The organism is Pseudomonas sp. MF09150 (assembly GCF_059862355.1).
The window spans coordinates 364,832-386,820 of the sequence record NZ_JCBCUS010000002.1; the positions used below are offsets into that span (position 1 = coordinate 364,832).

The following is a 21,989-nucleotide window of genomic DNA, read 5'->3' on the forward strand; positions in this document are numbered from 1 at the left end:
TAATGTTTGGTATCAGCTTCTCTGAACTGCTGCTCGTCGGCCTCGTGGCCCTGCTGGTCCTGGGCCCGGAGCGCCTGCCGGGTGCTGCGCGGACCGCCGGTCTCTGGGTCGGGCGCCTGAAGCGCAGCTTCAACGCGATTAAACAGGAAGTTGAACGGGAAATCGGTGCCGACGAGATTCGCCGGCAACTGCACAACGAACACATTCTGTCGTTGGAGCAGGAAGCGCGGAAGATCCTGGCACCGACCCAGCTGGAAGCCACCCCGCCACCACCGGTGGCCGAACAACCGGCCCCGGCTGCGAGCGACGCTCCGCCAGTGGCCAGCGCCCCGGCGCCAGCACCGACCGGCCCCGTCGAGCCGGCAACGCCCCAGACGCTGACTGAACCTGCACCTGCCGCGGCGGCTCCAGCCACGCCCGCGCCCCATGACCCTACTTTGCCGCCGCGAGCCCCATGAGCGATATTCCGGAAAACGACCAACACATGCCGCTGGTGTCGCACCTCACCGAGTTGCGCACCCGCCTGTTGCGCTGCGTCGCGGCGATCTTCCTGATCTTTGCCGGGCTGTTCGCCTTCACCCAGCAAATCTACACCTTCGTCTCCACGCCGCTGCGCCAGTACCTGCCGGTGGGCGCGACGATGATCGCCACCGATGTGTCCTCGCCGTTCCTGACGCCGCTGAAGCTGACCATGATGGTCTCGCTGTTTCTGGCGATCCCGGTGATCCTGCATCAAATCTGGGGCTTTATCGCACCGGGCCTGTACAAGCATGAAAAACGCATCGCCGTGCCGCTGCTGGTGTCGAGCATCATGCTGTTCTACACCGGCATGGCCTTCGCCTACTTCCTGGTGTTCCCGCTGATCTTCAAGTTCTTTGCCGCCGCCACTCCGGCCGGCGTCGAAATGATGACCGACATCACCAGCTACCTCGATTTCGTGATGACCCTGTTCTTCGCCTTTGGCGTGGCCTTCGAGATCCCGGTGGCCGTGGTGCTGCTGGTCTGGATCGGCGTGGTCGACGTCAAATACCTGAAGAAGATCCGCCCGTACGTGATCATCGGCTGCTTCGTGGTTGGCATGATCCTCACGCCGCCGGACATTTTCTCGCAGACACTGCTGGCCGTTCCCATGTGGCTGCTGTTTGAAATCGGCATCCTGTTCGGCAGCCTGATCAGCAAGCGTGGCGACCACGTGGACGATCAACCGGCCGACGATCACAACGACCAGCCGCCAGCGACCCAGGCGTGAACCTGCTGCTCCTCGAAGAGGCCGATTTCATCGCGCCGGACCGCGTGATCCTGCGGGATCGGCGCCTGACCCACATGCAGGAAGTGCATCGCGCCGCGGTCGGTGACAGCCTGCGGGTCGGGCGCATCGACGGCGCGATGGGTTCGGCCGAACTGCTGCGCCTGGAGGCCCATGAGGCCGAACTGCGGGTCAGCCTCGACCTGTCGCCGCCCGCCAAGCTGCCGCTGACCCTGGTGCTGGCCCTGCCCCGGCCGAAGATGCTGCGTCGGGTGCTGCAGACCGTTTCCGCCATGGGCGTGCCACGGCTGATCCTGGTCAACAGCTACCGGGTCGAAAAGAGCTTCTGGCAAACCCCCTTCCTCGAACCTGCGGCCATTCGCGAACAGCTGATTCTCGGCCTTGAACAGGCCCGGGACACTGTGCTGCCGCAGGTGCTGATCGAAAAACGCTTCAAGCCCTTTGTCGAAGACCGCCTGCCTGGCCTGGTTGAAGGCACGCGAGGCCTGGTCGGCCACCCGGGCCCCTACCCGGCCTGCCCACGCGGGCTGGACGAGCCGGTGACCCTGGCCATCGGCCCCGAAGGCGGCTGGATCCCCTACGAAATCGACTTGCTGGGCAAGGCCGGCCTGCAGCCGGTACAGCTCGGCGAACGCATCCTGCGCGTCGAAACCGCCGTCACCGCCCTGCTCGCCCGCTTGTTCTGAGGCTCGAGCAGGTGCTCGCCGGCGCCTTGCATCCAGCGCTACCCCCTCTATTGCGCCATTGTCGGCAGGCCGTTGCCTACAGGAACGCCCGTGCCCGCCGATAGCGTATGGATAAACCCAATCGGCAAAAAAGGGAGTTCACACCATGTACCGCTGGCTCGCCCAAACCCTGGGGAATGTAAGCGTCAATAAAAAACTGGGCTTTGGCTTCGGCCTGGTGCTGCTCCTGACCCTGCTGATCACCGCCACCGGCTGGATGGGCCTGGGCAGCGTGATCGAGCGTGGCGACAAGCTCGGCTACATCTCCAGCCTCAACGAATTGACCAAGGACCTGCGTGCCGCGCGCCTGGATTACGAAATGCGCCGCGGCGAACAAGGCCCGGGGGCGGTCAGCGACCTGCTCAAGCAGCTCGACAGCGGCTTGCAGACTGCACGCGGCATGCTGGAGCAATCCGACAGCCTGACCCTGATTGACCAACAGCTGGCAGCGGTCGGCGAGTACAAGGCCGCTTTCAGCGACATGACCCGTGCCACCGACAGCCGTGAGGCCGCCCGCGGCAAACTCGGGGCCACCGCGGACAACGCCGTGGCCCGGGTTGCCGAGGTCGAGAAATCCCTGCTGCAGGGCGACAGCGTCGCCCAGTTCAACAGCGTCATCGATCTTTCCAAGCTGATCCAGCAGGCGCGCTTCCAGGTGCGTGGCTACACCTACAGCGGCAAGGCCGATGCCGAGCAGCCGGCCCTGGACGCCATCGACAACGCCCTGAGCAACCTGGCCAGCCTGCCGAGCCGATTGCCTGAGCAACATATCGCCAACCTGCAACAGGCCACCGACTCCCTCAAAGGCTATCGCGCCGCCGTCAGCGAGTTCCGAGACTCGCAAGTGGCCAGTGCCGCAGCGCTCAAACGCATGGCCGATCAAGGCACGCGCCTGATGGACCTGAGCAAGCAGCTCACCAGCGCCCAGACTCTCAAGCGCGACAGCGACGCGGCCCAGGCCCGGAACACACTGATCATCGTCACCGCACTGGCCCTGCTCTTTGGCCTGATCGCCGCGTGGAGCATCACCCGGCAGATCGTCATTCCCCTGCAACAGGCGCTGAAAGCCGCCGAGCGGGTCGCCTCGGGGGATCTGAGCCAGAACCTCAACGTCGAGCGCCGTGATGAGCTGGGCCAGCTACAAGGCGCCATGCAGCGCATGACCCTGAGCCTGCGCGAGCTGATCGGCGGCATCGGCGATGGCGTGACCCAGATCGCCAGCGCCGCCGAGCAGCTGTCGGCCGTCACCGAGCAGACCAGCGCCGGGGTCAATAACCAGAAAGTCGAGACCGACCAGGTCGCCACCGCCATGAATGAGATGGCGGCTACCGTGCAAGAGGTCGCGCGTAACGCCGAGGAGGCCTCCGAGGCCGCTGTGGCTGCAGATCAACAGGCCCGTGAGGGTGATCGGGTGGTCAGCGAAGCCATCGCCCAGATCGAGCGCCTGGCGACCGAGGTCGGCAACTCCACCGATGCCATGAGCCACCTCAAGCACGAGAGCGACAAGATCGGCAGCGTGCTGGATGTGATCAAGTCCGTGGCCCAGCAGACCAATCTGCTGGCGCTCAATGCCGCCATCGAAGCCGCTCGTGCCGGGGAAGCCGGCCGTGGTTTTGCGGTGGTGGCCGACGAGGTGCGCAGCCTGGCCCAGCGCACACAGAAGTCCACCGAGGAGATCGAGGAGCTTATCGTCGGCCTGCAAAGCGGCACTCAGCAGGTGGCAACCATCATGGACAACAGCCGTGGCCTGACCGAAAGCAGCGTCGAGCTGACCCGGCGTGCCGGCGGAGCCCTGGAGAACATCACCCGTACGGTGTCGGCGATCCAGGCCATGAACCAACAGATCGCCACCGCCGCCGAGCAGCAAAGCGCCGTGGCCGAAGAGATCAACCGCAGCGTGCTGAACGTGCGTGACGTTTCCGAGCAGACCTCCGCCGCCAGCGAAGAAACCGCCGCCTCCAGCGCCGAACTGGCGCGCCTGGGCATCCACCTGCAAAGCCTGGTGGGGCGCTTTCGGGTCTGACCGGTAGCCGCAACGGCCTAGCAGGTGAGCGGGTGTGTCAGGGATGGCCAGCGCAGCCTCGTCCCTCGGCGGCGGCTACATTTGTAGCCGCTGCCAGCAGGTTGCGCTCGGGGCCGAGTGAATCAGGAGCGGCTACAGCACCTGGCGCAAGAAGGCCTGGGCCCGGGGGTCCTGGGGGGCGTCGAAGAACGCCGCCGGCGCGGCGTCTTCCAGCAGTTTGCCGTGGTCGAAAAACAGCACCCGGTCCGCCACTTCCCGGGCGAAGCCCATTTCGTGGGTCACGCAGACCATAGTCATGCCTTCCAGGGCCAGGGTTTTCATCACGTCCAGCACTTCGCCGACCATTTCCGGGTCCAGGGCCGAGGTCGGCTCATCGAACAGCATGACCTTGGGCTCCATCGCCAGCGCCCGGGCAATCGCCACGCGCTGCTGCTGGCCGCCGGACAGACGTGACGGAAACTCATTGGCCTTCTGCGCAATACCGACTTTTTCCAGCAGCGCCAGGGCCTTGGTCTCGCGCTCTTTCTTGCCGCGCTTGCGCACCACTTTCTGCGCCAGGCACAGGTTTTCCAGCACCGTCATGTGCGGAAACAAGTTGAAGTGCTGGAACACCATGCCCACTTCCCGGCGGTAGGCGTTCACATCGGTCTTGGGGTCGGCCAGTTGCAGGCCGTCGATGCTCACCGAGCCAGAGTCGAATTCCTCCAGGCCATTGAGGCAACGCAGGAAGGTCGATTTGCCGGAGCCGGACGGGCCGATCACCACCAGCACTTCGCCACGGGCCACCTGGGTGGTGACGTTATCCACCGCGCGCACCACTTGGCCGCGGGTGTCGAAGACTTTTACCAGATCGCGGACTTCAATCACTTTGCGCGAGCCTCCGCTCAAGCCGGCTGGCGATTTTCGACAGCGGCAGGTTGATCAACAGATAAAGACCGGCCACGCAGAACAGGATCTCGAACGGCGAGAACGAGGTGGTGATCACCTCGCGGCCGCTCTTGAGCAGTTCGGTAATGGCGATCACCGAGACCAGCGAGGTGTCCTTGACAAGGCTGATGAACTGCCCGGCCAACGGCGGCAGCACGCGCTTGAGCGCCTGCGGCAGCACCACATGGCGCATCGACTGGCCACCGCTCAAGCCCAGGGAGCGCGCGGCTTCGTTCTGCCCGCGGGCAATGGACTGCACCCCGGCGCGAATGATTTCCGCCACATAGGCGCCGGTGAACAGCGACAGTGCGGCAATCCCGGCGAACTCCCGGGACAGATTGAGCACGGTGCCGATAAAGAAGTAGAAAATGAAAATCTGCACCAGCAGCGGCGTGCCCCGTACCAACTCGACATAAATCGTCGACAGATCACGCAGGGTCGGGTTGCTCGACAGCCGGCACAGGCCCGTTGCCAGGCCGATCAGCAGCCCGAGCACGCCGGACACCACCGACAGCCACAAGGTGGTCCACAGCCCCCACAACAGCGGCCCGGCCGCCCAGTGGTAAGTCATGCCAATCACATCGCCCTCGCCCACATCGTCGCCATTGGCCACTTGCAGGCTGGTCGCATCGACCGTCAGCACCTGCTCGTTGCCGCCGTCGTTGCGCAGGGAGACCTCGAACGTATCGCCCTTGCGCACCAGCTGGCTGACGGTGGAAACCTCCGCGGCGCGCTGGGGCTCTTCAGCCTGGTAGACGAAATACTGCGGTACGCGGTTCCAGCGCCATTCGTAAGACATCAGCGAGGTGGCGTAATACAAGGCGCCGGCCAGGCCGATCAGGACCAGTACGGTCAGGATGTGCCAGGGCCACTGGGCTTTTTTCTGCTTCATGGGTCGGTGAATCCATAGCGATCAAAGGACAGCACCCCACAACGGTAGGGGGACGCCGCCTTGGTCAAAGAGCGGGGCGCGGCGACGGCGCTGGCGGAACCGCAAGCGGCCCGAAGAAAACCAGCGCCTTGGCTACAGGGTGCTTATTCCATGTCCTTGAGCCACTCGGTGCTCTTGAACCACTTGTCATGGATGCGATCGTAGGTGCCGTCTTCGTGGATCTGGTGCAGGAAGTTGTTGATGAAGTTGATGCTGTCGTAGTCACCCTTCTTCAGACCGAAGGCCAGAGGCTCGTAGGTGAACGGCTTATCAAGGAACGTAAGCTTGCCGTTGCCGACCTTGCCCAGCGCCACCACGTTGTACGGGGCGTCGTAGATAAAGGCGTCGGCCTTGCCGTTGACCACGTCGAGCACCGCTTCCTGCTCATTGTCGTAACCGTGGTACTTGGCTTTGGCGATCAGCTTCTTGGCGACCATCTCACCGGTGGTGCCGAGTTTGGAGGTGATGCGGTAGTCGGCGCTGTTCAGGTCTTTATAGGACTTGATAGTGCCTTCGAGTTCTTTGCGGATCAGCAGGGTCTGGCCGACCACGATGAAGGGGTCGCTGAAGTTCAGGCGCAGGTTGCGTTCCTGGGTCAGGGTCATGCCGCTGCCGATCATGTCGAACTTGTCGGTCAGCAGGGCCGGGATGATGCCGTCGTAACCGGTGGAAACCATCTCCAGCTTGACGCCCATGGACTTGGCCATGGCTTTGAGCAGGTCGACTTCAAAACCGATGATCTCGCCACGCTTGTTGGTCATTTCAAACGGCATATAGGTCGGGTCCATGCCGACTTTCAATGTGCCGCGCTTGACCGCGTCGTCGATGGCGCCCGCCTGGGCTGCGTTGACTGCCATCAAGGCGCTGACGCCGAGCAGCAGCATCGAGAGATACTTCTTCATCTTCAAGTCCCCTGAACCGATTTTATTGTGATGCCTGCGCGTACTGGCGCCGGAAGGAAAATCTCCGGATATCAAGCCGTTGTCGTTCACGCGCAAGAATTTGCGGGAGCGATGCTAACGCACTCGGCCATTTGCACAAGGTTTTTTGTCAGCACGACAACCCCGTACGCAGGCCCCAGAGAGCACCGCAGAAGCACCAGAAAAAGTATGACCTGTAGCTGCTGCCGAGCCCGCGGGGCGGCGCTGGCCCTATGGGGCGCCGGAGCGTGTCAGGAAAAGAGGTGGCGCCAGTACCGGCCGGCGCAGCCTGCGGCAGCGGCTACGGGGTTGAAGGGTGGTGGTGCAATGTAAAACGCCCTTGAGTGGGAGCTCAAGGGCGTTGGCGTCAGGCCGGTTGCGGGGCCGCGATCAGCGGTTGCAACGGTAACAGCGGGGCATGGGGGTCGGCGTCTACCGACTGGCGCCAGGCACCGAGCCATTCACCGTGGCCTTCGCTCCAGACCTGCTCATGCAGGCGGGCCAGAGCCACCGGGTCGCTCAACAGCGCCAGGCGCTCGCTGTTGTTGAGGGCCGCCGGCCCGACTTTCAGCGCATGCCGCACGCGCTCGATACGCAGCCACTCGATCGGCTCGGCCTGACCGTGACGGGAGGTCGCCAGCGCACACGCCAGGGCGTTCTGCTGCGGGTCGACCACGGCACGGATAAAGCCGTCGTTGAGGGCGTGCCAGCGGTTTTCGTGGGTGTACTGATCAGTTGCCAGCAAGGCCTGCGGCGGATTGTATTCCTCGGGGATCAGGAACAGGCTCTCGTCACGGGACTTCAGGCCCAGGCCGACACGGCTGGAGATCACCGACACCGGGATCGACAGCATCAGCGAACCGACAATCGGCACCAGCCACCACAGGAAGCTCGGGTTCAGCCACACCACCAGCAATGCCCAGAAGAAACCCAGCAAGGTCTGCGGACCGTGGCGCTTGACCGCCTCGCTCCACGGCGTGGAGTCGTCGTCACGCTGTGGCGAGTTCCAGGTCGCAGCCCAGCCGAGGAACGCGGCCAGAACGAAGCGGGTGTGGAAAATCATCCGCACCGGCGCCAGCAGCATGGAGAACAGCATCTCCAGCAGCATCGACAGGGTCACCTTGAACTTGCCGCCGAACTCTTTCGCGCCCTTGGCCCAGATCAGGATGATGCTCAGCAACTTGGGCAGGAACAGCAGCACGATGGTGGTCGAGAACAGGGCCACGGCCTTGTCCGGGTGCCATTGCGGCCACAGCGGGTACAGTTGGCGCGGCTCCATGAAGTACTGCGGCTCCATCAGCGTGTTCACTGCCAGCAGGGCGGTGGACAACACCAGGAAGAAGAACCACAAGGGCGCCGACAGGTAGGACATCACGCCAGTGAGGAACACCGCGCGGTGCACCGGGTGCATGCCTTTTACCAGGAACAGGCGGAAGTTCATCAGGTTGCCGTGGCACCAGCGACGGTCACGCTTGAGTTCGTCCAGCAGGTTCGGCGGCAGTTCTTCATAGCTGCCCGGCAGGTCGTAGGCAATCCACACACCCCAGCCGGCACGGCGCATCAGCGCAGCTTCGACGAAGTCGTGGGAAAGAATCGCACCGGCGAACGCACCTTTGCCCGGCAAAGGCGCCAGGGCGCAATGCTCGATGAACGGCTGCATACGGATGATCGCGTTGTGGCCCCAGTAGTGGGACTCACCCAACTGCCAGAAGTGCAGGCCGGCGGTGAACAGCGGGCCGTAGACCCGGGTCGCGAACTGCTGCATGCGCGCATACAGCGTGTCCATTCCCGAAGCCCGTGGCGCGGTCTGAATGATCCCGGCGTCCGGCGTGGCTTCCATCAAGCGCACCAGGCTGGTCAGGCATTCACCGCTCATCACGCTGTCGGCGTCGAGCACCACCATGTACTTGTAGTCGCCGCCCCAGCGACGGCAGAAGTCGTCGAGGTTGCCGCTCTTGCGTTTGACCCGGCGACGACGGCGACGATAGAAGATCTTGCCGAAGCCCTTGGCTTCACGGCACACATCCAGCCACGCCTGCTGTTCGGCGATGCAGATATCGGCATCGTTACTGTCGCTGAGCACGAAAAAGTCGAAGCGGTCGAGGTCACCCGTGGCGGCAACCGACTCGAAAGTCGCTCGCAAACCGGCGAATACCCGCGGCACGTCTTCGTTGCAGATCGGCATGACCAGAGCGGTACGCGCGTCCCGAGGGATCGGCTCGTCACCGGCACTGGCGCCGGAGATACGGTATTTGTCATGCCCGGTGAGCAACTCGAGGAAGCCCATCAGCGCGGTCCAGAAGCCCGCCGAAACCCAGCAGAACAGAATCCCGAACAGGATCAGGATGCTGGTCTGCAGCGCATACGGCAGCACCTGGGTTGCGGTCTGCATCAAGGGTTGGTGCAGGACTTCTTCCAGGTCGACGAAGGCCCAGCCCTGGTACGGCATGATGCCTTTCATGTACCAGCCGGCGACGATGGTCTGGCCGAGCATCAGCACCAGCAGGATGTAACGGCGGATCGAGCCCACGGTACGCCAGCGCGCCGCCGGGAGCACCCGCTCATCCTTGGGTGGCGCCGGCGGGTTGGTGCGCCCGGTCAGGCGCCGCCAGCCACGGACCAGAATGTTGGTGCGCCACGGCTCCGGAACCACCTTGGTGCGACGGATCGGCGGCGTGGCCTTGAGGCACACCCGGCCGCTGGCATCGAGCGCCAGCATTTCGGCGTCCTCCAGCTCTTCGGCGGTGCTCAGGGTCAGACGCCGGCCGACCGACGCCTGGGCGGCATCGGCAGGGGCATCGAAGGTTGCAGACGACAGCCGCTGGTGCAGCTCGCTGAAAGACTGGCAACCCGCCAGTTCAGCGCGCTGCTCGTCCGTCATTGGCAGGTGCGCCAGGTACTCGGCGAGAGTCTCTGGCTGTACTTGAGAGTTACTCATCGGCAGGCAACTGATAGCTCCAGGTCTCGGTCAGGACTTGCTCAGTCGGGACAGATTCCGGTGTGGCTGGGGCGGCATCGGCAGCGACAGGCTGCTTCGCGTCTTTGTTGTCCTTGGCGTCCTTGGCGTCTTTGGCCGGCTTGGCGTCAGCTTGCTTGGCCTCGGCCAGCTTGGCTTCCTTGTCCTTCTTCTCCTGTTGCTTGGCGGCAATCTTGTCAGCCTTGGCCACGGAAGAATTGGATGCCGGCAGGGTCGACTTGGCAGGTTCGGCCGGAGCCACGTTTCTCACCAGCGCCGCACGCATCTCGGTGGACTTGCCTGCGTCCTTGATTTTCATCCGCAGGGTCAGGCGCCAGCCTTTGGTTTCAGGGTTGTAGCGCACGCTGTTTTCGACCAGCTCGGCGTTATCGCCAACGCTGACCTGGCTGCGCACTTCGGCATCTTCCGGCAGGGCCGCCAGGGATGGGCCCTGGAAGTCCACCAGGTACGCCACGCTGCCGTCCGGCTGACGGATCAGGTTCGACTGCTTGACGTCACCTGTGGAACGCAGGGTCTGCTCGACCCAGGCGCTGTCCGGCGAATGCAGGGCGGCTTCGTCGATGGTCCAGTGCAGGCGGTAGGCGAAATCAAAGGCCTGGCCCGGCTCCGGCTGTTTCTCCGGGCTCCAGAAGGCAACGATGTTGTCGTTGGTTTCATCGGCAGTCGGGATCTCTACCAGATCGACGGTGCCCTTGCCCCAATCGCCTTTCGGCTCGATCCACGCGCTTGGACGCTTGTCGTAGCGGTCATCGAGGTCTTCGTAGTGGCTGAAGTCACGGCCACGTTGCAGCAAGCCGAAACCACGCGGGTTTTCGACCGAGAAGTTGCTCACAGCCAGGTGTTTCGGGTTGTTCAGCGGGCGCCAGATCCACTCGCCATTGCCGGCATGGATCGACAGGCCGCTGGAGTCATGCAACTCGCGACGGTAGTTGAGGACCTTGGACGGCTGGTTGGCGCCGAACAGGAACATGCTGGTCAGCGGGGCGATGCCCAGCTTGCCGACCTTGTCCCGCAGGAACACTTTGGCCTTGACGTCGACGATGGTGTCGCTGCCCGGACGCAGGGTCAGGCGGTAGGCACCGGCTGCACGCGGCGAGTCCAGCAGGGCGTAGATCACCAGGTGCTTGTCGGTCGGCTTGGGTTGCTGGATCCAGAACTCGCTGAAACGCGGGAACTCTTCGCCGGAAGGCAAGGCGGTATCGATCGCCAGGCCACGGGCGGACAAGCCGTAGGTATGGCCCTTGCCCACAACGCGGAAGTAGCTCGCGCCGAGCATGGTCATGATCTCGTCTTGCTTGTCGGCCTTGTTGATCGGGTACAGCACACGGAAACCGGCATAACCCAGCTTCTCGGTGGCCTTGGGATCGAACTTGACGTCGCCGAAGTCGAAGCGACTTGGGTCGTATTTGATCTCTTCGACGGTGTTGGCCGTGATTTCGTTGATTTTCACCGGCGTATCGAAGTGCATGCCCTGGTGATAGAACGACAGCTTGAAGGGGGTTTTCTGATTGGCCCACTCAGCTTTTTCAGTGAGGAAGCGGATTTTTTGATAATCCGCGAACTTCATGTCACGAAATTCGTTCGGCAGGTTACTGCGCGGGGCCTCGTACTTCTGCCCGGCCAGCTCTTTGGCTTTGGCCGATACATCATCCAGATTGAAAGCCATGAGCGGACCGGCGCCAAGCAGGCAAAGCAGGGCAGAGCCTGTCAGCAGCGCGTTTCGTAACCGTTTGGCAGACAATTTTGGTGCATTACAGGGACTAACAATCACGAGCAACCCTCGCCGAAAACAGATCAAAAAACCAACGGCCAGCTATCTATATGCCAGGTTGGCGAGCATTGTTCCGACTCCGATGGGGCGAAATGATTCCCCAAGCGGTCACGGACAAGTCTCTACCTAAGTCAAAATGGACCAACGAACGCTGATCCCCGTAGCGCGCGATTATCTAGTAGGCCGCGTTACAACGCATCAGGGGGAACAAAGTATTTATTGGGTAAAACAGCTGTTTTCGACCTAAATCGGCGGAAAAAGATGTTTCAAGCACTTTCAGGTCTGTAACAGGAAGGTTACCGGGCCATCATTGACCAGATGCACCTGCATGTCCGCACCGAAACGTCCCGATGCCACTTTGCCATGTAACTGTTGCGCCTTTGCTAATAGATAGTCGAAAAGCTCCTGGCCCAGGGCTGGCGGCGCGGCCGTGGAAAAGCTCGGACGCAAGCCGCTTCTGGTGTCGGCGGCCAGGGTGAACTGCGACACCAGCAGCAGACCGCCACCAACCTCGGCCAGGGACAGATTCATCTTGCCCTCGGGATCACTGAACACCCGATAGTTAAGCAGCTTGTGCAGAAGTTTGTCGGCGCTGGCCCGGGTGTCGTCGGGTTCCACCGCCACCAGCACCAGCAACCCCTGGTCGACGGCGCCTACCACCTCCCCCGCCACTTCCACTCGTGCGCCACGCACCCGTTGCAGCAGGCCCTTCATGCTTCTTCAAGCGGCAGGTCGAGCAGGCGCCGGGCCATCTGGTCGGCGGCGCGCACCAAGGCGTCGGTGATCCCTGGCTCGGAGGCCGCATGGCCGGCGTCGCGGATGACTTGCAGCTCGCTGTTGGGCCAGGCCTGGTGCAGCTCCCAGGCGTTGTCCAGGGGGCAGATCACGTCGTAGCGACCGTGGACAATAACCCCCGGTAGGTGGGCGATCTTGCCCATGTCGCGAATCAGCTGGTCGGGCTCAAGGAAGGCATTGTTGGTGAAGTAGTGGCATTCGATCCGGGCAATCGACAGCGCGCGCTGCGGCTCGGAGAAGCGATCCACCACCAATGGGTTCGGGCGCAGGGTCGCGGTGCGCCCCTCCCAGGTCGACCAGGCCTTGGCCGCATGCATCTGGGCAATCTGGTCGGTGCCGGTCAGGCGTTTGTGGAAGGCGTTGAGCAGGTCGTGGCGTTCATCCTGTGGGATGGGCGCCACGTAGTCCTGCCAGTAATCCGGGAACAGACGGCTGGCGCCGTTCTGGTAGAACCACTCGATTTCCTGCGGACGCGCCAGAAAGATCCCGCGCAGAATCAGACCGTGCACACGCTCTGGATGGCTTTGCGCGTAAGCCAGCGCCAGGGTCGACCCCCATGAACCGCCAAACACCACCCACTTTTCGATCCCCAGGTGCAGGCGAATCCGCTCCAGGTCGGCGACCAGGTCCCAGGTGGTGTTGTTTTCCAGGCTGGCGTGGGGGGTGGAGCGACCGCAACCGCGCTGATCGAAGGTGATGATGCGGTACAGGTTCGGGTCGAAGTAGCAGCGGCTCTGGGCATCGCACCCGGCTCCCGGGCCACCGTGGATAAACACCACCGGCAGGCCTTCCGGAGAACCGCTTTCATCGACGTACAGCACATGCGGTTCGTCGACAGCCAGATCGTGCCGGGCGTAGGGTTTGATCTGCGGGTACAAAGTCTGCATTGCGCGCTCCGTAAGGGTCGGGTTCATCCCTGGGGGGACTTCAATTATTCTGCCGTCCGGCATCATAAACCCGAATTACGCAATCGGCATGCCCTTGAGAAAAATGGGGTTGTCAGCCCCATTCATGCACATGAACCCTGCCCCCTCAGGGGTTTGCCGCCAGGGCGCGCACCCTCACTTGCCGTAACGCTGCCGGCCCCAGGCGAGCAACCCTTGCAGCAACTCCTTGAGCACCACCTGGGTCGGCGCCGCCAGGTCCGGGCGATAGCGGAACGGTTCGAACTCTTCCATGTAGGTGCTCTGCGCCAGCTCCAGTTGCACCGCGTGGATATGCTCGGCCGGGTTGCCGTAATGGCGGGTGATATGACCGCCCTTGAAGCGCCCGTTCAACACATGGCTGTAGTCGCCATGGCCGGCGCAGATAGCCTCCAGCTGGTTAGCCAGTTGCGAGTCGCAGCTGGCGCCGTTGAAGGTGCCGAGGTTGAAGTCCGGCAGCTTGCCCTCGAACAGATGGGGGATCAGCGAACGGATCGAGTGGGCATCGAACAGCAAGGCGTAGCCAAACTCGTCCCGCAGCCGCGCCAGTTCTTCCTGCAGGGTGCGGTGATACGGCCCCCAGACCTTTTGCAGGTAACTCACCCGTTCCTCGGCCGACGGCTCATGGCCCTCCTTGAACAACGGCACGCCGTCGAACAGGGTGGCCGGGTACAGGCCGGTGGTGGCCCCGACATATAAAGGTGTGTCGTCGGACGGGCGGTTGAGGTCGATGACAAACCGCGAGTACTCGGCAGCCAGGGTGCTCGCCCCCAGTTCCTGGGCAAACTCGTAGAGCTGCGGGATGTGCCAGTCGGTGTCCGGCAGGCTTTGCGCCTCGGCGATCAGCCCGGCCTCCACGGCGGGCGTCAGGCGCACGCCGGCATGGGGCATGCTGATCAGCAGCGGCACCCGGCCTTGTTTGAAGTTCAGCACCTTATCCACAAGCATTCTCCTAAACAGTCACTTCCACGCCGTGACGCACGACGCGTTTTTCCAGGTCGCCGCCCAGCCAGTAGGCCAGGTCGGCCGGACGATCAATCTGCCAGGCGACAAAGTCCGCGACCTTGCCGACCTCCAGCGAACCATGGGTCTGTTCCATGCCCAGGGCCGTGGCCGCGTGCAGCGTGACGCCGGCCAGGGCTTCTTCCGGGGTCATGCGGAAACAGGTGCAGGCCATGTTCAGCATCAGGCGCACCGACAACGCCGGCGAGGTGCCAGGGTTGAGGTCGCTGGCCACGGCGATCTTCACCCCATGCTTGCGCAGGGCCTCCATCGGCGGCAGTTGGGTTTCGCGCAAAAAGTAGAACGCCCCCGGCAACAACACCGCCACCGTGCCGGACTGGGCCATGGCGATGGCATCGTCTTCGGTCATGAATTCCAGGTGGTCGGCCGACAGCGCGTGGTAGCGCGCGGCCAGGCTCGAACCGTGCAGCGACGACAATTGCTCGGCGTGCAGCTTCACCGGCAAGCCAAGTGCCTGCGCGGCAATAAACACCCGTTCCACCTGGGCCGGCGAAAACGCCAGGTATTCGCAGAACGCATCCACTGCATCCACCAGCCCTTCGGCGGCCAGCGCCGGAAGCATCTCGTGGCAGATGTGGTCGATATAGTCGTCAGCGCGGTCGGCGTATTCCGGTGGCAAGGCGTGGGCCGCCAGGCAGGTGCTGCGCACACTGACCGGCAACTCGGCGCCCAGGCGGCGGATAACCCGCAGGATCTTGCGCTCGCTGGCCAGGTCCAGGCCGTAGCCGGACTTGATCTCGACACTGGTGACGCCGTCGCGCAGCAGGCTTTGCAGACGCTTTTTGGCACTGGCGAACAGCTCGTCCTCACTGGCGGCGCGGGTCGCGCGCACGGTGCTGGCGATACCGCCACCGGCGGCGGCGATCTCGGCATAACTCACGCCTTGCAGGCGCTGCTCGAATTCACCGCTGCGGTTGCCGCCGAAAACCGTATGGGTATGGCAATCGATAAAGCCCGGGGTTACCCAGGCTCCAGCCAGGTCCTTGACCTGGGCGTAGTCGCCGGCCGGCGCCTCCGAGCGCCGGCCGATCCACTCGATGTGCGCCCCTGACGTCACCATGGCCGCGTCCTCGATGATCGAGTAAGTGCCCGAGGCCATGCTGGCGACGTTGCAGTGTTGCCAAAGAGTTTTCATCCAGGGTCTCCGTTAATGGTCAGTCGGTGAAAAAGTGCGATCAACCTCCAGCGCCTGAGCCGCCGCTGGCTTGACCCACAACATATAGGCAATCACCAGCAGCACGATCCACACCGCGCCCACCATCAGCGCCGCCTGAGTCTGCGGGAAATAGCCCAGCACGCCAAAGATGAACAGCATGAAGACGATGGCCGCCGCCGGTGCCCAAGGCCAGAACGGCACTTTGAACTGCAACTGGGCAACCTGCTCGGCGTTCATGGAGCGACGCATTGCCACCTGGGTCACGAGAATCATCAGCCAGACCCAGACCGTGGCAAAGGTCGCGATGGACGCGATCAGCAGGAACACGTTTTCCGGGATCAGGTAGTTCAGCAGCACGCCGCCCAACAGGGCCGCCGCCATCACCACCACGGTCATCCATGGCACGCCCTGCTTCGACAGTTGGGCAAAGCCCTTGGGCGCCTGACCTTGCTGGGCCAGGCCATACATCATGCGCCCGGCGCCGAAGATGTCGCTGTTGATGGCCGAAACCGCCGCCGAGATCACCACGATGTTGAGGATGGTCGCCGCCGAGGCGATGCCCAGGTTATCGAAGATCTGCACGAACGGGCTGCCCTGGGTGCCGATCTGCTGCCATGGGTAGATGGCCATCAGCACAAACAGGGTCAGCACGTAGAACAGCAGAATCCGCAGCGGTACGGCGTTGATCGCCTTGGGAATAACCCGACGCGGGTCCTTGGCTTCACCGGCGGTGATGCCGATGATTTCAATCCCGCCAAAGGCAAACATCACCACCGCGAACGAGGCGATCAGGCCACCGATGCCGTTAGGCATGAAACCGCCATGGGCCCACAAGTTGGAGACCCCCACTGCCTGGTCGCTGCCGGCCGAACCGATGCCGAACAGCATGATGCCGAAGCCGCCGAGAATCATCGCGACAATGGCCCCGACCTTGAGCAGCGACAGCCAGAACTCCATCTCGCCGAAGACCTTGACGTTGCACAGGTTCAGGCCGCCGATCAGCAGCACGATGCCCAGCACCCAGATCCAGCGGGCCACCTCCGGGAACCAGAAGCCCATGTAGATACCGAACGCAGTGACGTCCGCGAGGCAGACGATGATCATTTCAAAAGCGTAGGTCCAGCCCAGGATGAAGCCCGACAACGGCCCCAGGTACTGGCTTGCGTAGTGCCCGAACGAACCGGACACCGGGTTATGCACGGCCATCTCGCCGAGGGCGCGCATCACCATGAAAACGGCTGCGCCACCAATCAGGTAGGCGAGCAAAACTGCAGGGCCGGCCATTTGAATGGCCGAGGCAGAACCGTAAAAAAGCCCGGTGCCGATGGCAGACCCCAAGGCCATGAACCGAATGTGGCGAGCCGATAGGCCGCGCTTCAATCCAGCTGTTTTCTGTTCCATTTCTTCGTCCCCTATTTATTCTTATCAGACGACCATTTCTTCCCGGGCACATGCCCGGGAAGAATCATCAACAGACGCTCCGCGTCCATTTTGTGACGCCAGGCGTCACAGGCCGCACTTCCATGCCAGGCATGGAGACAATCAGCAGCCTCCCCTACTCGAGGCTCGGCAGCAGCCTGCACAAGCCCGGCGTGAAGGCCGGGCCGCGCAAGGCTTTTTGGTGATTACAGGCTTGGCAGCAACTTGGCCGGCACCAGCTCGTTCAGGCAGCGCGAGGCCAGCAGTTCGCTTGCGGAATTGATGTCCGGCGCGAAGAAGCGGTCCTTCTCGTAGAACGGCACCTTGGCACGCAGGGCGCTGCGGGCTTTTTCCAGCTTGACCGAGGTCTTCAGGCCATCGCGCAGGTCCAGGCCCTGGCAGGCCGCCAGCCATTCCACGGCGAGCACGCCACGGGTGTTTTCAGCCATTTCCCACAGGCGCTTGCCAGCGGCCGGAGCCATCGACACGTGGTCTTCCTGGTTGGCGGAGGTCGGGATGCTGTCCACCGAATGCGGGTGAGCCAGGGCCTTGTTTTCGCTGGCCAGGGCCGCCGCGGTGACCTGGGCGATCATGAAGCCGGAGTTGACGCCGCCATTGGCCACCAGGAACGGCGGCAGTTGCGACATGTGCTTGTCCATCATCAGCGAAATGCGACGCTCGCTCAGGGAGCCGATTTCGGCAATGGCCAGGGCCATGTTGTCGGCGGCCATGGCCACCGGCTCGGCGTGGAAGTTGCCACCGGAAATCACGTCGCCTTCGGCGGCGAATACCAGCGGGTTGTCGGAAACCGCGTTGGCTTCGACCACCAGCACTTCGGCCGCCTGGCGCAACTGAGTCAGGCAGGCGCCCATGACTTGCGGCTGGCAGCGCAGGGAGTACGGATCCTGGACCTTGTCGCAGTTCTCGTGGGAGGCCGACACTTCACTGCCCTCGCCCAGCAGGTCGCGGTAGGCCGCGGCGGCATCGATCTGGCCACGCTGGCCACGGGCTGCGTGAATCCGCGCGTCGAACGGCGAGCGCGAACCCAGTACCGCCTCGACCGTCAGGCCGCCACAGGCCAGGGCGCCGGCGAACAGGTCTTCACCTTCAAACAGGCCGCGCAAGGCATAGGCGGTGGACACCTGGGTGCCATTGAGCAGGGCCAGCCCTTCCTTGGCGGCCAGGGTCAGGGGCTTGAGACCGGCAACTTTCAAGGCTGCGGTCGCTTCCAGCCATTCACCCTTGTAGCGCGCCTTGCCCTCGCCCAGCAGCACCAGCGACATATGGGCCAATGGTGCCAGGTCGCCGGAGGCGCCTACCGAACCCTTGAGCGGGATGTGGGGATAAACCTCGGCGTTGATCAGCGCGATCAGGCCATCGATCACCTGGCGACGGATACCCGAGAAACCACGGCTCAGGCTGTTGACCTTGAGCACCATGATCAGGCGCACCAGGTCATCGCTGATCGGCTCGCCGACACCGGCGGCGTGGGACAGCACCAGCGAGCGCTGGAGGTTTTCCAGGTCGGCGCTGGCAATGCGGGTCGAGGCCAGCAGGCCGAAACCGGTGTTGATGCCATAGGCGGTGCGGTTTTCCGCGAGGATCTGCTCGACGCAGGCAACGCTGGCGTCGATCTGGGCCGAGGCACTGTCATCCAGGCTCAGGGTCACCGGTTGCTGATAGATGGCACGCAGTTGAGCCAGGCTCAGTTGGCCGGGGATAAGGTTAAGCGCAGTCACATTCATTCTCCTTTTGAGAGTTTTATTAACTTGCCAGTCGCTCCGGATAATTCCGTTGTCCGTCGCCACCCGCTGGTTGAGCGGAGTGGCGCCTTGGCACGCTGGCTTGTGTAGAAATCAGTACAGCTTCGGTAAAACGTCTTCGAGCAGTGTCGGGTCTTGCAAAATCGAGGCGGCGCTGGCGATGTCCGGCGCCAGCCAGCGGTCCTGGTCATAGGCCGGGACCCGTTCGCGCAGCAGCTTCCAGGCGCGGCCGGTGCCCTGGCCAAAGCCCTGGGGCTTGAGAAATTCGAAGGCCTGGGCCGCCAGCAGGTACTCGATGGCGAGGATCTGACGGCAGTTCTCCAGGGCCCGGTGCAGCTTCAGCGCGGCGTTGGTGCCCAGGCTCAGGTGATCCTCCTGCAGGCCTGAGGTCACGTAGTTGTCGAGCACCGCGGGTTGCGCCAATTGGCGGTTTTCCGCGCACAGCGACGCGGCCACGTATTGCACGATCATCATTCCGGAATTGACCCCCGGGTTGCTCACCAGGAAGGCCGGCAGGCCGCTGACATGAGGGTTGATCAGGCGGTCCAGGCGACGCTCGGCGATCGAGCCGATTTCCGCCATGGCGATCGCCAGCAGGTCCGCGGCCAGGGCCACCGATTGGCCGTGGGGATTGGCCTGGGACACCACCCGGTAGTTATCCGGCGTGCCCAGCAGCAGCGGGTTGTCGGTGGCGGCGTTGAGTTCGGTTTCGATCTGGCGCGTGGCGTGGGCCAACTGGTCGCGGGCGGCGCCGTGCACCTGGGGAATCGAACGAATGCTCAAGGCGTCCTGGGTGCGGATACCCAGGCTGTTGGCGATCACTTCGCTGCCTTCGAGCAGGCCCCGCAGGTTGGTGGCGACCTGTTGCATACCCGGGTGCGGCTTGAGGGCGATGATCTCGGCGTCGAACGCAGCAATCTGCCCGCGCAAGGCTTCAAAACTCATGGCACCGATCACATCGGCCCATTGCAGCAGGCGTGTGGCATCGGCCAATGCCAGGCAACTGAGGCCGGTCATGCAGGGCGTGCCGTTGACCAGGCACAGGCCGTCCTTGGCCCCCAGTTGCACCGGCTGCAAACCTTCGGCTGCCAGGGCGTGCGCGGCCGCGACCACCTGGCCGCGATAACTGACCTGGCCCACCCCGAGCAGGGCGATGCTGATATGCGCCATGTGGGTCAGGTAACCCACCGAACCCTGGGACGGCACCTGCGGCGTAATCCCGCGATTGAGCACGTTCAGCAGTGCCTCGACCACCGGCCGCTGCACCCCGGATTTGCCCTGGCTGAAGTTGATGATGGCGGCGCAGAGAATGGCCCGGGTCTGCTCGTCACTCAGCACCGGACCGACGCCGCAGGCGTGGCTGAGCAAGGTATTGCGCGACAACTGGCTGAGTTGCTCACCCTCGAGCGAAACGTTGCACAGCGCCCCCAGGCCGGTGCTGACGCCGTAGGCGCGCTCGCCGCTGGCGACGATGCGCTGGACGATGGCCTGGGCATTCTCGACCCGCGCCCAGGCCTGCTCCGACAGCGCCAGCTGCGCGCCCTGGCGGGCGACGGCGACGACATCCTGCCAACGCAGCGGGGCGTCGGCGATAACGATTGTTTCAGCCTGGGACATGTCCGGCCTCATACCGAGTGAATGACGGTGCAGCAGCCACGGTGCTCATCAGACCACCGCCGCGCGGCGCTGGACGAAACGGTCGACGTACTCGTCGGCCGGCGAATGCAGGATCTCTTTCGGCGTGCCGACCTGGATCAGGCGGCCGTCCTTGAGGATCGCGATGCGATTGCCGATGCGTACCGCCTCATCCAGATCGTGAGTGATAAAAACGATGGTCTTGTGCAGGGTCTTCTGCAGCTCCAGCAACTGGTCCTGCATTTCGGCGCGGATCAGTGGGTCGAGGGCGCTGAAGGCTTCGTCCATCAGGATAATGTCGGTGTCCGCCGCCAACGCCCGGGCCAGGCCGACCCGTTGGCGCATGCCGCCGGAGAGCTGGTGCGGGTATTTGTTTTCATAGCCCTTGAGGCCCACGGTATTGATCCAGTGCAGCGCCCGTTCGGCACAGACCTGCTTGCTCTCGCCGCGCACTTTCAGGCCATAGGCGACGTTGTCCAGCACGCTCTTGTGGGGCAACAGGCCGAAGCTCTGGAACACCATGCTGATCTTGTGCCGGCGAAACTGGCGCAGGGCGTCCATGTCGTATTGCAGGATGTCCTCGCCGTCCACCAGGATCGCGCCGCTGGTGGGGTCGATCAGGCGATTGAAGTGGCGCACCAGGGTCGACTTGCCGGAGCCGGAGAGGCCCATGATCACGAAGATTTCGCCGGTGCCGATGCTCAGCGACAGGTCGTTGACCCCGACCACGCAACCGGTCTCGGCCAGCACCTGGTCCTTGCTCTTGTTCTGGCGAATCATGTTCAAGGCATCGGCGGAACGATTGCCGAAGATCTTGAACACGTTCTTGACTTCGATTTTGCTGATGGCTGTGTTGCTCATGGGTTCACCTCATGGCGTGGACGACCATAGGCCTGGGTAATCCGATCGATCACCACCGCCAGAATCACGATGGCCAGCCCCGCCTCCAGGCCGCGCCCGACGTTGAGGGTCTGGATGCCCACCAGCACGTCTTCGCCCAGGCCACGGGCACCGATCATCGAGGCGATCACCACCATCGACAGAGCCATCATGGTGGTCTGGTTGATCCCGGCCATGATGCTCGGCAGCGCCAGCGGCAATTGCACGCCGAACAGCTGCTGCCAGCGATTGGCACCAAAGGCGTTGATCGCTTCCATGACCTCGCGGTCGACCTGGCGAATACCCAGGTCGGTGAGGCGGATCAGCGGCGGCGCGGCGTAGATGACGGTGGCGAAGATCGCCGGCACCTTGCCCAGGCCGAACAGCATCAGCACCGGGATCAGGTACACGAAGCTGGGCATGGTCTGCATGATGTCGAGCAGCGGCATCAGCACCGAACGCAGGCGATTGCTGCGCGCCGAAAGGATGCCCAGGGGAATGCCGATCAGCACCGAAATCACGGTCGCCACCAGCATCAGTGCCAGGGTCTGCATCAGCTTGTCCCACAGCCCGACGGCGCCCACCAGAAACAGCAGGCCGACAATCACCGCAGTGGTCACCACCTTGCGTGTCGCATGCCAGGCAATGCCGCCGACAATGGCCAGCATCAGCCACCAGGGCGCCATGCGCAGCAGGCCTTCGAGGTTGACGATGGCCCACAGCAGGGTGTCGGAGATGTGGCGGAAGACATCGCCGTAATTGGTCACCAACGAGTCAACCCAACCGTTGACCCAGTCGGCGATAGAAAATGTGAAACGCTCAGGAAACATAAGCAACTCTCGATCAAGGGGGGAT

At 63.3% G+C, this 21,989-nt stretch carries 18 protein-coding genes and 1 pseudogene; 5 read left to right on the forward strand and 14 right to left on the reverse strand.

Annotation, left to right across the window (positions count from 1 at the left end; translation table 11 throughout):
- Positions 1–2 precede the first annotated feature (2 nt).
- From tatB to AC19YX_RS11170, 5 genes and pseudogenes are all read left to right on the forward strand, one after another.
- On the forward strand, positions 3–458 hold the full coding sequence (tatB, locus tag AC19YX_RS11150; protein WP_500606248.1) for a Sec-independent protein translocase protein TatB: 456 nt from the start codon (positions 3–5) through the stop codon (positions 456–458).
- On the forward strand, positions 455–1,249 hold the full coding sequence (gene tatC, locus AC19YX_RS11155) for a twin-arginine translocase subunit TatC (protein WP_078469432.1): 795 nt from the start codon (positions 455–457) through the stop codon (positions 1,247–1,249). Before tatB ends, tatC begins: the two co-directional genes overlap by 4 nt.
- A complete protein-coding gene (locus tag AC19YX_RS11160) occupies positions 1,246–1,953 on the forward strand; it encodes a 16S rRNA (uracil(1498)-N(3))-methyltransferase (RefSeq protein WP_500606249.1) in 708 nt (235 codons plus the stop codon). The genes tatC and AC19YX_RS11160 overlap by 4 nt, the downstream gene beginning before the upstream one ends.
- Before the next feature lie 256 nt (positions 1,954–2,209).
- Positions 2,210–3,160, forward strand: a pseudogene (locus AC19YX_RS11165) (methyl-accepting chemotaxis protein); the annotation flags it as partial.
- A gap of 141 nt (positions 3,161–3,301) precedes the next feature.
- The gene (locus tag AC19YX_RS11170; RefSeq protein WP_371106547.1) at positions 3,302–4,015 is read left to right on the forward strand and encodes a methyl-accepting chemotaxis protein; all 714 of its coding nucleotides are present in this window, start codon (positions 3,302–3,304) and stop codon (positions 4,013–4,015) included.
- 132 nt (positions 4,016–4,147) lie between these two features.
- Here the strand turns inward: AC19YX_RS11170 and AC19YX_RS11175 are convergent, their stop codons facing one another.
- The 14 genes from AC19YX_RS11175 to AC19YX_RS11240 all read right to left on the reverse strand — a co-directional run bounded on the left by AC19YX_RS11175 (position 4,148) and on the right by AC19YX_RS11240 (position 21,964).
- Positions 4,148–4,882, reverse strand: a complete 735-nt coding sequence (locus AC19YX_RS11175) for an amino acid ABC transporter ATP-binding protein (protein WP_500606250.1) — start codon at positions 4,880–4,882, stop codon at positions 4,148–4,150.
- Positions 4,875–5,834, reverse strand: a complete 960-nt coding sequence (locus tag AC19YX_RS11180; RefSeq protein WP_078469428.1) for an amino acid ABC transporter permease — start codon at positions 5,832–5,834, stop codon at positions 4,875–4,877. The genes AC19YX_RS11175 and AC19YX_RS11180 overlap by 8 nt, the downstream gene beginning before the upstream one ends.
- A 143-nt stretch (positions 5,835–5,977) precedes the next feature.
- A complete protein-coding gene (locus tag AC19YX_RS11185; protein WP_421548912.1) occupies positions 5,978–6,775 on the reverse strand; it encodes a transporter substrate-binding domain-containing protein in 798 nt (265 codons plus the stop codon).
- Between the two features lie 385 nt (positions 6,776–7,160).
- Positions 7,161–9,731 carry a glucans biosynthesis glucosyltransferase MdoH gene (gene mdoH / locus AC19YX_RS11190; protein ID WP_078469426.1) on the reverse strand — a complete coding sequence of 857 codons (2,571 nt, stop codon included), beginning with the start codon at positions 9,729–9,731 and terminating at the stop codon, positions 7,161–7,163.
- A complete protein-coding gene (locus AC19YX_RS11195) occupies positions 9,724–11,541 on the reverse strand; it encodes a glucan biosynthesis protein (protein ID WP_201129106.1) in 1,818 nt (605 codons plus the stop codon). The genes mdoH and AC19YX_RS11195 overlap by 8 nt, the downstream gene beginning before the upstream one ends.
- Before the next feature lie 276 nt (positions 11,542–11,817).
- On the reverse strand, positions 11,818–12,255 hold the full coding sequence (dtd, locus tag AC19YX_RS11200) for a D-aminoacyl-tRNA deacylase (RefSeq protein WP_500606251.1): 438 nt from the start codon (positions 12,253–12,255) through the stop codon (positions 11,818–11,820).
- Positions 12,252–13,223, reverse strand: coding sequence for a prolyl aminopeptidase (gene pip / locus AC19YX_RS11205; protein WP_078469424.1), 972 nt, complete (start codon positions 13,221–13,223; stop codon positions 12,252–12,254). The genes dtd and pip overlap by 4 nt, the downstream gene beginning before the upstream one ends.
- 174 nt (positions 13,224–13,397) lie before the next feature.
- Positions 13,398–14,201 carry an N-formylglutamate deformylase gene (hutG, locus tag AC19YX_RS11210; protein ID WP_500606252.1) on the reverse strand — a complete coding sequence of 268 codons (804 nt, stop codon included), beginning with the start codon at positions 14,199–14,201 and terminating at the stop codon, positions 13,398–13,400.
- A 10-nt stretch (positions 14,202–14,211) separates the two neighbouring features.
- Positions 14,212–15,417: an imidazolonepropionase gene (hutI, locus tag AC19YX_RS11215; protein ID WP_500606253.1), complete on the reverse strand. Its 1,206-nt coding sequence runs from the start codon at positions 15,415–15,417 to the stop codon at positions 14,212–14,214.
- A 12-nt stretch (positions 15,418–15,429) separates the two neighbouring features.
- Complete coding sequence (locus tag AC19YX_RS11220) at positions 15,430–16,839, reverse strand: amino acid permease (RefSeq protein ID WP_078469421.1); 1,410 nt, start codon at positions 16,837–16,839, stop codon at positions 15,430–15,432.
- A gap of 224 nt (positions 16,840–17,063) precedes the next feature.
- A complete protein-coding gene (gene hutH / locus AC19YX_RS11225) occupies positions 17,064–18,602 on the reverse strand; it encodes a histidine ammonia-lyase (protein WP_500606254.1) in 1,539 nt (512 codons plus the stop codon).
- A gap of 111 nt (positions 18,603–18,713) precedes the next feature.
- Entirely contained in the window at positions 18,714–20,237 is a 1,524-nt protein-coding gene (gene hutH, locus AC19YX_RS11230) for a histidine ammonia-lyase (protein ID WP_500606255.1), read from the reverse strand.
- Positions 20,238–20,285: 48 nt separating this feature from the next.
- Entirely contained in the window at positions 20,286–21,116 is an 831-nt protein-coding gene (locus AC19YX_RS11235; RefSeq protein WP_020299502.1) for a quaternary amine ABC transporter ATP-binding protein, read from the reverse strand.
- Positions 21,113–21,964 carry an ABC transporter permease gene (locus AC19YX_RS11240; RefSeq protein WP_078469419.1) on the reverse strand — a complete coding sequence of 284 codons (852 nt, stop codon included), beginning with the start codon at positions 21,962–21,964 and terminating at the stop codon, positions 21,113–21,115. The genes AC19YX_RS11235 and AC19YX_RS11240 overlap by 4 nt, the downstream gene beginning before the upstream one ends.
- Positions 21,965–21,989 lie beyond the last annotated feature (25 nt).